The 13,843-nt window shown below is 44.0% G+C and carries 7 protein-coding genes, 1 tRNA gene and 3 rRNA genes; all 11 read right to left on the bottom strand.

The window, feature by feature from the left end:
- Positions 1-44: 44 nt before the first annotated feature.
- A complete protein-coding gene (locus tag HMPREF9625_RS10820; protein WP_009534735.1) occupies positions 45-1,301 on the bottom strand; it encodes a S1C family serine protease in 1,257 nt (418 codons plus the stop codon).
- A 217-nt stretch (positions 1,302-1,518) separates the two neighbouring features.
- Positions 1,519-3,189: an alpha-glucosidase gene (locus HMPREF9625_RS10825; protein WP_009534736.1), complete on the bottom strand. Its 1,671-nt coding sequence runs from the start codon at positions 3,187-3,189 to the stop codon at positions 1,519-1,521.
- Between the two features lie 113 nt (positions 3,190-3,302).
- Positions 3,303-5,057, bottom strand: a complete 1,755-nt coding sequence (locus HMPREF9625_RS10830; RefSeq protein WP_009534737.1) for a glycoside hydrolase family 13 protein — start codon at positions 5,055-5,057, stop codon at positions 3,303-3,305.
- A 137-nt stretch (positions 5,058-5,194) separates the two neighbouring features.
- Positions 5,195-6,349: a LacI family DNA-binding transcriptional regulator gene (locus tag HMPREF9625_RS10835; RefSeq protein ID WP_009534738.1), complete on the bottom strand. Its 1,155-nt coding sequence runs from the start codon at positions 6,347-6,349 to the stop codon at positions 5,195-5,197.
- 12 nt (positions 6,350-6,361) lie between these two features.
- The gene (locus HMPREF9625_RS10840; protein ID WP_009534739.1) at positions 6,362-7,231 is read right to left on the bottom strand and encodes a carbohydrate ABC transporter permease; all 870 of its coding nucleotides are present in this window, start codon (positions 7,229-7,231) and stop codon (positions 6,362-6,364) included.
- Complete coding sequence (locus HMPREF9625_RS10845; RefSeq protein ID WP_009534740.1) at positions 7,231-8,301, bottom strand: carbohydrate ABC transporter permease; 1,071 nt, start codon at positions 8,299-8,301, stop codon at positions 7,231-7,233. The genes HMPREF9625_RS10840 and HMPREF9625_RS10845 overlap by 1 nt, the downstream gene beginning before the upstream one ends.
- A 175-nt stretch (positions 8,302-8,476) precedes the next feature.
- Positions 8,477-9,802 (bottom strand): ABC transporter substrate-binding protein, encoded by a 1,326-nt coding sequence (locus tag HMPREF9625_RS10850; protein WP_009534741.1) that lies wholly within the window; start codon positions 9,800-9,802, stop codon positions 8,477-8,479.
- Between the two features lie 380 nt (positions 9,803-10,182).
- Positions 10,183-10,256, bottom strand: a tRNA-Asp gene (locus tag HMPREF9625_RS10855).
- 147 nt (positions 10,257-10,403) lie between these two features.
- Positions 10,404-13,284: ribosomal RNA gene (locus HMPREF9625_RS10860) — 23S ribosomal RNA — on the bottom strand.
- Between the two features lie 273 nt (positions 13,285-13,557).
- Positions 13,558-13,675 (bottom strand): 5S ribosomal RNA (rrf, locus tag HMPREF9625_RS10865).
- Between the two features lie 73 nt (positions 13,676-13,748).
- A 16S ribosomal RNA gene (locus tag HMPREF9625_RS11400) occupies positions 13,749-13,843 on the bottom strand; the annotation flags it as partial.

Genomic DNA, 13,843 nt, shown 5'->3' on the forward strand with positions numbered 1-13,843 from the left:
GTTTTTATATCGCAATTCTATTATTTTTTTAGGGAAAAAATTCCTTAGCCTCTCGTTTCTGATTGATTATTCTTCCCTAATGTTACCGAAACGGTCTTTTCTTCATACTCTCCCTTACCGGAAAGTCTCTGTACCGTGACTTCCACCTTTTCTCCTGCCTTATAGCGGGAAAGAAGGCCGGAAAGCTCCTCAAGGCTTGCCACAGACTGCCCGTCGAACTTTGTAATGATATCCTTCTCCTGTAAAGCGGAGTTGTCGATTCCCTCCCCCGTTAAGAGCTTAAAGATATAAATCCCCTCCGGCATATTGTAGGCTTCGGAAATACTGCTATCCACCGTTTTCCCTTGGATTCCGATATAGCCCTTTTCTTCCTGACTGACCTTTGCCCTTGTCGTTCTCTTGGAAAGCCCCTCCACGATTTCCTTTACTTTCTTCGACGGAATAGAATAACCCATACCTTCTACTGTAGTATCGGAATACTTTGCCACATTGATTCCGATGAGCTCCCCGTTCATATTGAGAAGAGCTCCGCCGGAATTACCCGGATTAATTGCCGCATCGGTCTGTAAAAGACCCGACTCCGTTCCACCTTCCGTGGAAATATCTCTATTCTTAGCGGAAATGATACCGGTGGTTACAGACTGTCCGTATCCTAAAGCATTTCCGATAGCCACCACCTGATCTCCAACACTTACACTGTCAGAATCTCCATACTTTGCAAAGCTAATGCTATTTAAAGTATCCTGAGAAATAGCGGAAAGCGGAATCGCAATGACCGCAAGATCTACATCGCTGTCTGTTCCCTTAATCTCCGCATCATAGGACTTTCCGTCTACAAACTGAACGGAAAGAGCCGTAGAATCCTCTACCACATGGTTGTTTGTAACAATCAAAAGCTCGGAATCATTCTTTCCGATTATCACACCGGAACCGCTTGCTGCTGCTTCCTGCTCTCCGCTCTGCCCGAAAATGGAGTATCCGTACTGCTGATAGCGAATGGTATTCGTTATGGAAACCACCTCCGGCATTGCATTCTTCGCAATCTCCGAAACCGACCCGCTTGCTTCCGAACGAGTGTTTGCAGAAGAAGAATTTAACTGCTGCGCAGAGTTCTTTTCCGTTTCCTTATTTGCAGCATCCTCACCAAAGAGTGTCGTTCCCTTATTCGCATTCGCTTGTCCCAAGACCTCCGATCGATACTGCGTGGATAACGCATTTACCCCAACCATTGTACCCCCGGCAACCGAGCCGAAGAGCATAGCCGATAAAACCAGTCCGGCAAATTTTCTTCCTCTATTCATATCTATACCTCCTAAACCATCTTTAATCGCCTCTTATTTCCGAAGGCGTTAAAACTTTCTTTGCTTTACGAGGCATAGAATAGAAAAAAAATATGTTTTAAAAATGGAGAAAGAGTGAAGATAATGTGTCTTCACTCTTTCCGATATGCTCGTCACTTTTCGATCTATAAAAAAACTCCTTTATGCTGTGCAGGTCCATATCGGAGGCACGCTCTCGCTATAGCTCCAGTATCGTCGCTTCATATCCGGACAGTCGTATTTTCTTCCCGAAAAGGCAAGGTTCGGCATTCGAGAGTATTACTTTCTTCACCTCGGAGGGAAGTTCGATTTCCCGTTCTTCTTTTCTGTAGTTCCCGAGGACAAGGATCGTCTTTTCGCCCTTTCTGTAAAATGCCATCAGGCGGTCTTCTTCCGGCATAAAAGGAATAAAGTCTCCGTAAACTATCGTTTCCTTATACTCCGGATTCTTTCTTAGAGCACAGAGCTTCTTATAATAGCTCAAAACGGAATCTTCGTCCCGCTCCTGTGATTCCACATTGATTCTTGTGTAATTCGGATTTACGGGAAGCCATGGCTTTCCCTTAGTAAATCCAGCATTTTCATCATCGCTCCACTGCATCGGAGTACGCGCATTATCTCTTGTGAAGCGGTTCACAATGGCAAGTGCTTCCTTCTCGGAAAATCCTTCTTCCAGACAGAGCGCATATTCATCAATGGTAGAAATATCGTCCACTGTGGAAATATTTTCCAGCACGATATTTTCCATACCGATTTCCTGCCCCTGGTAAATAAAGGGAAGTCCTCTTTGCAGCATCTGCATGGTAGCTAGGAATTTCTTCGCCTTTTCCGACAAATCTTCCTTCGGTATATAGAAGTTCACCCCGCGGGATTCGTCATGGTTTTCAATAATGGTGGAAATGAAACCGACCGGATTGACGAGCTTTTGCGTAAGGAAACAGCAATCTCGATACATATTCGGGCTAACCGTCTCTGCATCAAACCAGCCGATTTCAGAATGTGCGCTGGAATGTGCCCGGAAATCAAACATGGAAGAGAAATAACCATTTTCCCCGATAAACTCCGGAATCTGCTCCTCCGTCTCGTTAAACACTTCTCCCACGGTAAAAGCATGATGAGGCTTAAAGCAGCGGTCTCGCATCTCCCCCAGGAATTCGCCGATTCCTTTTGCAGCATAAATCATGTTGCGGCAGCTTGCCATGCCGTCTTCCCTATCTGCCGGGAAATTGTAGCCCTGAAGAGGAAAGACCTTTTTTAAGTTTAAAATCGCATCAATTCGGAAGCCGGCAATGCCTTTATCCAGCCACCAGTTGATCATCTTGTAGATTTCTTCCCGTACTTCCGGATTCTCCCAGTTTAAGTCCGGTTGCTTCTTATGGAATAGGTGCAGGTAGTAGGTATTCTCCGTTCCTTCCACCTTCTCCCATACCGAACCGCCGAAGTAAGATCTCCAGTTATTCGGTGCATGACCGTCCACACCCTCTTCAAAGTGAAAATAGTTTGCATAATGCCCCTTAGGATCGGCTACCGCTTTTTTAAACCACTCATGCTCATCACTGCAATGATTTACCACAAGATCGAGAAGGATATACATATCCCTCTTCTTCGCTTCGGAAATCAGCTCATCCATGTCCTCATTCGTACCGAAGCGCGGGTCAATCTTATAGTAGTCGGCAATATCGTAGCCTTGATCCGCAAGAGGGGAAAGAAAGCAAGGGGAAATCCAGATGATATCGATTCCCAGCCCTTTCAGATAATCGAGCTTTCCGATAATTCCTCTTAAGTCTCCGATACCGTTTCCTTTTGTATCCAGGAAACTCTTCGGATATATCTGGTATGCGACTTTTTCCTGCCACCATTCTTTTTTCATTTCTTCTCCTTTTACTCTATTCTTATCCATTTTAATCTTAGCAATTTAAATCTTAGCAATTTTACGCTATTCTTAGCAATTAAGGAAAATGTAAACTCGTCTTTTTCTCCAATTTACTCCTTCATTTGAATTTCCAAAACAAAAGCTTCATACGGTGCAAGTTCTCCGGAAATGGCATCCTGTCTCTCTACATTTCGAATAAGAACTTTTCCGGATCTGAACTTCTCCGGAACGCTGTAGCTTCGTGTATTTTCCGAAACATTGCAAACACATAAGAGCTTCTTTTTCCCAAGGCTTCTCTCATAAATAAAGAGATCCGGATCCTCCTCTTCCAAGAGGTGGAAATCCCCATAGACAATCAGCTCCGACTGGTGACGAAGTTGAATCAGCTTCTGATAATAATGGAACACCGAATCCGCCCTGCCAAGTTCTTCCTTAGCATTGATTTCCTTGTAATTGGGATTCACGGCAATCCAAGGCTTTCCGCTTGTGAAGCCTGCTTCCTTTGTATCATCCCACTGCATGGGCGTCCGCGCATTGTCCCTACTCTTATGGGCGATTAGCGGAAAAAGTTCTTCCATACTTAAATGCAGCTTTTCCGTAAGCTCCGAAAAAGCATTGATGCTTTCTAAATCTCTAAACTCGGAAAGGGCGCTGAAGGGATAATTCACCATCCCAAGCTCCTCCCCCTGATAGATGTAGGGGGTTCCCTGCATCATGTGAAGGAAGGTCGCGATACACTTCGCGGAACGCTCGCGAAGCACTCCGCTTTCCTCTCCAAGACGCGAAACAATACGAGGCTGGTCATGATTACAAAGATAAAGACTGTTCCAGGCAAGCTCATGAAGGCCGTTTTGCCACTTGGCAAGATTCTTTTTTAGAGGCACAAGGGGCATTTTTTCCGTAGCCCACTTAAAGCCGTGCTTCTTACTTCCGTCTAAATCCATGTGTTCAAACTGGAAAACCATGTTAAGCTCGGTTCCCTCACTATTCGCATAGCGCTTTGCCTCTTCAAGTGTTACCCCTGCAGTCTCCCCTACTGTCATGATGTCGTAGCGGGATAAAACCTTCTCATTCATTTCCTGTAAATAAGTATGTACCTTTGGCCCGTTTGCACAGGCAGCTCCGGAGTCTCCGTAAACAGCCCCTTTCGGAATCGGCTGATTCGGAAGTCCCTTCGGTTTCGAAATCAGAGAAATCACATCCATACGGAAGCCGTCTATCCCCTTTTCGCACCAGCGACTCATCATTTCGAAGACTTCCTTTCGAACAGCCTCATTTTCCCAGTTTAAATCGGGTTGCTTTTTAGAAAATAAATGCAGATAAAACTCTCCTGTCTTTTCATCAAAAACCCATGCAGATCCGGAAAAATAAGAGCCCCAGTTATTGGGAGGCAGTAATTTTTCTCCCTTATATTCCACGACATCCGACGAAAGACAGGCTTGCTCCTCCGGAGAAACTTCATTTAACTTTCTTCCCTTTCTCCAGATATAGAAATCTCTCTTCGGATTCTCTCGGTCTTTTCGGCTTTCCATGAACCACGCATGCTCGTCACTGCTGTGATTCACCACAAGGTCCATAACAATCTTTATGCCTCGATTATGTGCCTCTTTCAAAAGTTCATCAAAGTCCGCCATTGTACCGAATTCTTCCATGATGTCTTCGTAGTCGGAAATGTCATAGCCGTTATCATCATTCGGAGAACGATAAACCGGAGAGAGCCAAATGACATCAATCCCCAACTCCTTTAAGTAGTCAAGCTTTGAAATAATGCCCCGTAAATCTCCGATTCCGTCTCCGTTACTGTCGCAAAAGCTTCTCGGGTAAATCTGATAAACCACCGATTCTTTCCACCAACTCTTTTTCATCGTACTACTCCTTTTATCTATCTACTATCTAAGCCCTATCAAACAACAAAGTGGAAGATGCCATTTCTTAAACTTGATCCTACTGCTTTTCCATCGTCTGTCACTCTTTTCATTACTTCATCTGAATCTTCAAGACTCTATTCCAACTTTGATACAGTCTCACCGATGAACAATTTTGCAGGAAGACGAATATTCTTGCAAATGTGCTCCCTAACACTATATTCTCCATCATTATCTTCTCTATCGTTATCTTCTCTATCGTTATACTTTCTATTGCCGCATCCTTGCTCACTACCTTTTTTCCGCTCTTCACAAGGAGAAAGAAATTCTTCTCCCCTTATTAGAGATAGCAACTCCTTCACTGCTCTTCTTCCCTTTTCCGCACTATCCTGTTCCATCGTCGTGAGCATCGGGTGCAAGACCTTTCCTATCTTAATCCCGTCAAATCCCACTATAGAAAGGTCCTCCGGAATTTTGATTCCCCAATCTTCACAGAAACGAATGAGTTCCAGTGCCATGATATCCGCTGTAACAAAAAGGGCTGTAGCCTGAAAGAATTTTTCCTCATAAAATGAAAGGTACTGCTTCTTTCTCTCCACCTCCGTAAAAGATAGATTGTGCCATAAACCCGCAGAAAGCTTGACCTCCTCCATCGCCTCTTTATAACCCGCATAGCGCTCACTGTCGATATAACGTCTTTCTAAAAGATCTCCTCCTTCCGTCAAGGAAAAGAAGGCAATTTTTTGATGCCCCATAGAAAGAAGGTAGCGCGTCATTTCCTTTGCTGCATTAAAATCCTCTAAACCTACATTCACATAGGAGCGGTCATCCTTCGAAAAAGGGGTATCAATAGAAACCACGGGAACCGAAAGAAATTCTCGAATTTTATAGTAGCCCTCTCTTTTTGCCCCCAGAAGAATAATCCCTTCCACATTCCATTCTTTAGAAATTCTCGCACACTCATCCATATCCGGATTACTGTATAGAAGAAGAAAATAGCCTGCATTTTGCAGGGCGAGCTGCACTGCACCGACCACGGAAGATACAAAGGGATCTTCCACTATACTTTCTTTTTCTATCCTTTTATACGCAAGAATAAGGGCTATGAGCTTTGAACCCTTCTTCGACAGCATCCTAGCCCCCATGTGGGTAACATAATTTTCTTCTTCCAGAATCTTTTCAACTCTGGCATAGATTTCCGGGCTTACCTTATTCGCTCTTTTGTGAATGACATTGGAAACAGTTGAGGGGCTTACCTTTGCCAATTTTGCAATATCTTTAATTCTTGCCATTAGAAGCCTCTTTTAGCCCTTTACTGCACCTTCCACCATTCCGCTCATAATCTGCTTCTGTCCCACGATAAAGACAATAATCATCGGTAAAATCGCAAGAAGAGCGGCTGAAAGAATGAGATCCCACTGCTTAACATAAGAGCCGACAAAGGCCTGTACAGCGACCGGAAGAGTCTTTACCTTTCCGTTTTGTCCAAGCATCAAAGAAGGAAGTAAGTAGTCGTTCCAAATCCACATTCCGTTTAAGATTGTAACCGTCGTGATAATCGGTCTTAAGAGCGGGAAAATAATCTTAAAGAAGGTTCCTTCGGGAGAACAGCCGTCAATCGCGGCAGCTTCCTCAAGTTCATAGGGAATTCCCTTAATAAATCCGGTCAAGATAAAGACGGTCATTGCACCGCCAAAGCCCAAATACGCAAAAACTATTCCCTGCACAGACTGCAGCATACTGATTCCGATGAATTTTCCCACATCACGGAAAGTAGCAACCAGCGGAAGCATTACTACCTGAAAGGGGATAATCATGGACGCGATAAAAACCATATAAATCGCAGTCGCCCAAGCTTTCTTATTATTTCTGCTGATTACCCATGCCGCCATACTTCCCAAAACAACAAGAAGCACAAGTGAAATTAGAGTAACGGCAGTAGAAGTACCAAAGGCATACCAGAAATTAAAGTTCGAGTTATGGATTACTGCATTCAGGTTTTTTAAAAGTTGAGAAATACTAACACCGTTTGCACTTACCGGATTTGCCACAATATCCCCTTGCTTCTTAAATGCATTCATCAACACCAGATAAAAGGGGAAAAGAATATACAACGCAATACATGTCCCCACAAGTCCCAAAAGGATGTTTTTTCCGTTCTTTGTCTTATTCATCACATTTCCACCTCTCTACTATTACTGATTCGCACCTGAATCAAAGAAATTACAGCCAAAATAATGAAGAATAAAACAGCCTTCGCCTGCGCAAGAGCATAGCTGTTCTTCGCAATAGCGGTATTATAAATATTCAAAGCCAACATCTGTGTACCGTTAGAAAGATATGAACCGAGGAAGTTAGCCACGGATCCGGTACCGTTGGTTAAAGCCATGTTTACATCAAACTGCTTAAAAGCAGAAGTGAGTGTTAAGAAAGTACAAATTGTTACCGTGGATGCAATCATCGGGATTTTTACCTTAAACAAGGTTTGCAAAGCGCTCGCTCCGTCAATCGAAGCAGCTTCCAGAACATCTCCCGGTATCTGCGTTAGACCGGTAACATAAATCAACATAATGTATCCGCCATACTGCCAAATATACACAATAATAATGGCAAGCATCGCCCACCTTGTATCGGAAAGCATAGAAAAATTAAGATACTTTAAAAGTACATTGTTAAAAACAAACTGCCAGATATAACCAAGTACAATTCCTCCAATTAAGTTCGGAAGAAAGTAAGCCGCTCTGAAAAAAGCAACCCCTCTAAGCTTGGTTGTACAAAGAAGGGCCAGTAAAAAGCCCACAAGATTAATCAAAATAACATTCATAAAAACAAATCCGAAGGTAATCATCACAGACCAGATAAATGCCGGATCACTGAACATCTTCAGATAATTTTGAAGCCCCACTACTTTAGTGAATTTAATTCCCGTCCAGTCAGTAAATGAATACCCTATACCGAGAATCAAGGGAATAATTACCGTAACAAAAAATGCAAAAAGCAGGGGAAAGAGAAAAAGAAAGTAAACAATCTTCCTATGATGTTTGGTACTGGGTACTAAGTACAATCCCCTTAAAAATAAGATTGCTCCTATAATCAGTATCGTTCCTCTAAATGTCACCAAACTCTTTAATGCCCCACTATAAGTTGTTTTCATAGTAAATGCAAAAAAAAGAGCAGCAAGCATGAAAAAGGCCCCTACAAAAAGTAGGACTGTGGACTCGATTTTTGTATTTCGTCCTGTCATGTGTTCCCCCTTTTAAAAAATGGGGCAGCAGAGCTGCCCCGCTTATAAATACTCTATTCTTATTTAATGTAGTTTAAATTAAAATCGTGAATAAATAAAGGCTTTAATACATGATTTTAATTCGAAATTCTTACAATCCGGAATGCATCATTCAGATTGCAAAGGCAAATCAAATTTACCCTTCATAATACTGTGCAACTACCTTTTCTATAGCATCAACAAAGCCCTTTACATCCAGATTTCCGGAAGCAAAATCCTGATATACAACTCCTAAGGCATTTTGTGCAAGACCTTCCTTGTTTCCTAACCAATGCCAAGCAGAAGTCTTTCCTGCCTTTGTGTAGTCGGAAATCGTCTGTGCAAATGGATCGCTTGCTACGTAGCTAATAGACTTAAACGGACTTACAAAGCCGGCCTTCTCAACTAAAATCTTCTGTCCTGCATCCTCGGATACCCACTGTAAGAACTTCAGAGCCTCTTCCTTGTTGTCATTATCATAAACTGCCCACCAAGACGGAGAGTTAGTCTGAATGGTATCAATTCCTTCCTCGAAAGCATAAGGAATCATGCCAACCTTAAAGTTTCCTGCGGCATCATACTGCTCCTTATCATCATTGGTCATGGTTGCACCAATCCAAGAACCCTGGGTTACAAAAGCATACTTGCCGGAAGAGAAGTTCTGAATCTGCTGATCATATGTTCCGGAGACAAGAAGTGCAGGATCTGCATATTTATTGAATAAATCAACCATCTCTGCATACTTTGAGAAACGCTCGTTGTCAATCTTACCGCCATCCTGAAGAAGATCAAAATAGCTGGTATCATCCCTCTTTAATCCGCCATCTTCATATACGCCAAAAAGATGATTTCCGGTAGACCAGTAAAGGTTCGTAGCTTCGGCAACATACCCGATAACTGCTGTTAAACCAAGTTCATCCTTCTTGCTGTCAAGAGTTTCAAAAGCCTTCTTCATAGACTCCGGTCCTGTAATAGACTTCGGATCAATTCCTGCCTTTTCTAAAACATCAGCATTGTAAGCTAAACCAATGGCCTCAGTTGTATAAGGGAAACCGATTACTTTTCCATCAGCATCCTTAAAAGCAGCATCCGTATCGGAAACCCACTTCTCATTGGACATATCTACAAGGTGCCCTTCCCAGTTTTTAAAATCTGTTTCACCGCCATTAACGAAGATGTCCGGCATATTGTCGGCCTGGAAATAACCCTTAAGAGTACCTTGAATGTCAATTCCGCCACCCATGGACTCAATGTTTACCTTAACACCGCTTTCCTTCTCATACGCTGCGGCTAATTCCTTGAGCTGTGCATCGACTTCAATCTTACCGTTAACAAGACGAAGTTCCTTACCGGAAGAGCTTCCCCCTTCTTTAGCTGCCTCAGAGCCTTGAGATGCGTCCTTTCCTGCATCAGAACCGCCTCCACAAGCAGTTAGTGCAAAAGCAAGAAGCGCTGTCAATAGTGCCAGATTTCTTTTTTTCATCTACTTTCCTCCTTATTCTTCCTCAAAATTGAGGTTAATCTTTTCTAAACCAAGAAAAGTCGAGCTTTTTTACATTAGTAAAAATAAATACTATTATTTTTCGCTCACAAGATGAATAATAGCAGTTTTAAAGTTTAAATTCAAGAATAATTATGATAAATTGCACATAAAATCAGATAAATCAACTGGATAATTTGAAAGTATTTCATTACAATATTATTATTTAATAAATATCTCCTATAAAAAAATTATTTTATGCATTATGAGGCAATTACTATATTTTTTAAATTTATTTGAACATATATTCATTATAAAAACAACATTCCGACTGCAATAAAAGTAAAAAAAGCACATCCCTATAGAGATGTGCTTAAGCCTAGCGACCCGGAACGGATTCGAACCGTCGACCTCCGCCGTGACAGGGCGGCGCTCTAACCAACTGAGCCACCGGGCCATTTCGTACCTGCTTCTTATAATAGAAGTTTATATCTTACCGAGTACTTAGTAATCCCCGGAGTCTAATTCTCCAACAACTACCTTTCCTCAGAAAAACAACATATCAAAGAAATAACTCTAGAAGTAAAACAAATCAATCAGACGCATTGGATAAGCCCTCGACCTATTAGTAACTGTCAGCTGAATGTATTGCTACACTTACACCTCAGTCCTATCTACCTCGTTCTCTTCAAGGGGTCTTACTCTTAACGATGGGATATCTCATCTTGAGGTTGGCTTCACGCTTAGATGCCTTCAGCGTTTATCCATTCCCAACTTGCCTACCCTGCGATGGGATTGATTCCCAACAGGTTCAGCAGAGGTCAGTCCATCCCGGTCCTCTCGTACTAAGGACAGATCCTCTCAAATATCCTACGCCCGCGCCGGATAGGGACCGAACTGTCTCACGACGTTCTGAACCCAGCTCGCGTACCGCTTTAATGGGCGAACAGCCCAACCCTTGGGACCGACTTCAGCCCCAGGATGCGATGAGCCGACATCGAGGTGCCAAACCTCCCCGTCGATGTGAACTCTTGGGGGAGATCAGCCTGTTATCCCCAGGGTAGCTTTTATCCGTTGAGCGATGGCAATCCCACTTTCATACCACCGGATCACTAAGTCCGTATTTCTACTCTGCTTGGTCCGTCAACCTCGCAGTCAGGCTCCCTTATGCCTTTACACTCTTTGGATGGTTTCCAACCATCCTGAGGGAACCTTTGAGCGCCTCCGATACTCTTTCGGAGGCGACCGCCCCAGTCAAACTCCCCACCTGACATTGTCCCTTGACCGGTTTACGGCCTAAGGTTAGAAATCCAATAACATAAGGGTGGTATCCCAACAGCGACTCTGATAATACCGAAGTACTATCTTCTCAGTCTCCCACCTATCCTGTGCATACATTACCGAATCCCAGTATCAAGCTGGAGTAAAGCTCCATGGGGTCTTTCCGTCCTGGCGCGGGTAACCAGCATCTTCACTGGCACTTCAATTTCACCGGGTGCATTGTTGAGACAGCGCTCAAATCATTACGCCTTTCGTGCGGGTCGGAACTTACCCGACAAGGAATTTCGCTACCTTAGGACCGTTATAGTTACGGCCGCCGTTTACTGGGGCTTCAATTCAAAGCTTCGCTTACGCTAACCTCTCCTCTTAACCTTCCAGCACCGGGCAGGCGTCAGCCCATATACTTTACCTTACGGTTTCGCATAGACCTGTGTTTTTGCTAAACAGTTGCTTGAGCCTTTTCTCTGCGGCCCAGTTGCCTGGGCACCCCTTCTCCCGAAGTTACGGGGTCATTTTGCCGAGTTCCTTAACAATGCTTCTCCCGCCGGCCTTAGGATTCTCTCCTCATCTACCTGTGTCGGTTTGCGGTACGGGCTTACTAAACACTATAGCGGCTTTTCTCGCCACAGAGTTAAAGAGCTTCTCTACTTTATTTCGATCCGCATCAGGTCTTCAGATTATGTAGCGGTTTTTCCTACTACACTCCTACCTCCCTTGCACCGGTCTTCTCATTCCCGGCTCTCTCTTTCTCCATGTGTCCCCACATTTCTGATTTAGTAAGGTACTGGAATCTACACCAGTTGTCCATCGACTACGCGTCTCCGCCTCGCCTTAGGCCCCGACTTACCCAGGGCAGATCAGCTTTACCCTGGAAACCTTAGATATTCGGCCTGGAGGATTCTCACCTCCATCTCGCTACTCATTCCGGCATTCTCTCTTCAAAACAATCCACGGCTCCTTCCGGTACCGCTTCATCTCGTTTTCAATGCTCCTCTACCGATGGTTTACACCATCCCTAAGCTTCGGTGTCATGTTTTAGCCCCGTTAATTTTCGGCGCAGGACCTCTCGACTAGTGAGCTATTACGCACTCTTTGAATGTGTGGCTGCTTCTAAGCCAACATCCTAGTTGTCTATGAAATCCCACATCCTTTACCACTTAACATGTACTTTGGGACCTTAGCTGTAGATCTGGGCTGTTTCCCTTTTGACTACGGAATTTATATCCCGCAGTCTGACTCCCGCTTATATCTTACCGCCATTCGGAGTTTGATATCTCTTGGTAGACTTTGACGCCCCCTCAAGAATTCAGTGCTCTACCTGCGAAAGACTTATCAGCGAGGCTAGCCCTAAAGCTATTTCGAGGAGAACCAGCTATCTCCGGGTTCGATTGGAATTTCTCCGCTATCCACACCTCATCGCCACCCTTTTCAACGGATGTGCGTTCGGACCTCCACCAAATTTTACTTTAGCTTCATCCTGGACATGGATAGGTCACCCGGTTTCGGGTCTATATTTACTGACTTAACGCCCTATTTAGACTTGCTCTCGCTTCGGCTCCGGACCTAAAGTCCTTAACCTTGCCAGTAACTATAACTCGCCGGACCGTTCTACAAAAAGTACGCGGTTCAGCTTGCGCTGTTCCACAGTTTGTAAACACAGGGTTTCAGGTTCTCTTTCACTCCCCTCCCGGGGTCCTTTTCACCTTTCCTTCACAGTACTAATCGCTATCGGTCACTGAGTAGTATTTAGCCTTGGGGGGTGGTCCCCCCGTCTTCCTGCCAGGTTCCACGTGTCTGACAGTACTCTGGATACTGCTTAATCCTTTACGCTTCGTGTAAGGGGCTTTCACCCTCTATGGCGCCTATTTCCATCGGCTTCCACTCACTTACAGATCTTTATGCAGTCCGAACCCCGAGGTGCACGCACCTCGGTTTGGGCTCTTCCGATTTCGCTCGCCACTACTTTCGGAATCACGGTTGTTTTCTCTTCCTCCGCCTACTTAGATGTTTCAGTTCAGCGGGTTCCCTCCGTACAGTTATGTATTGGCTGTACGGTACTAGAGGTCTTCTCTAGTGGGTTTCCCCATTCAGATATCTGCGGATCAACTCGTATTTGCCAATCCCCGCAGCTTTTCGCAGCTTATCACGTCTTTCTTCGGCTCTCAGTGCCTAGGCATTCACCCTATGCTCTTATTGCTTAACCAATTCTCCACTTGACTTCTCAAGTGTTTTGAGATACTAGCGTGTATCTCTTTTCTGATTGTGAAGAAGATTTCTCTTCTTACTCTCGATTGTTTGTACAAGTTTTACCTTGTACCCTCGGATGTCTTACTCTATTTACTAGAATAATTATTTCTTTCTTGATATGTAGTTTTCAAGGTACGATGCTTACTTTCGTAAGCAGTACAATGGGAAGTCATGAACCTCCTGTGCTCCTCGCAGCATTGTATTTTATTCTTTTTTGTTTTTAAAAAAATGTCCGGCACCCACCTATCTTCCCGTGCCGTTACCAGCAAAGTATTTTCGGCCGTTTAAGTCTTAACCGTCGTGTTCGGGATGGGAACGGGTGTTTCCCCTAAACGCATCAACACCGGACAAAATAAACTATTTAATTTTTCACCTTGTAACCAACGATCGAATAACACACAAACCCCTACTTTATCCTTAGAAAGGAGGTGATCCAGCCGCACCTTCCGATACGGCTACCTTGTTACGACTTCACCCCAGTCATCAGTCCTGCCTTCGGCAGCTCCCTCTCTTGGG

Origin of the sequence: Oribacterium parvum ACB1 (assembly GCF_000238055.2) — a bacterium.
Classification (GTDB): domain Bacteria; phylum Bacillota; class Clostridia; order Lachnospirales; family Lachnospiraceae; genus Oribacterium; species Oribacterium parvum.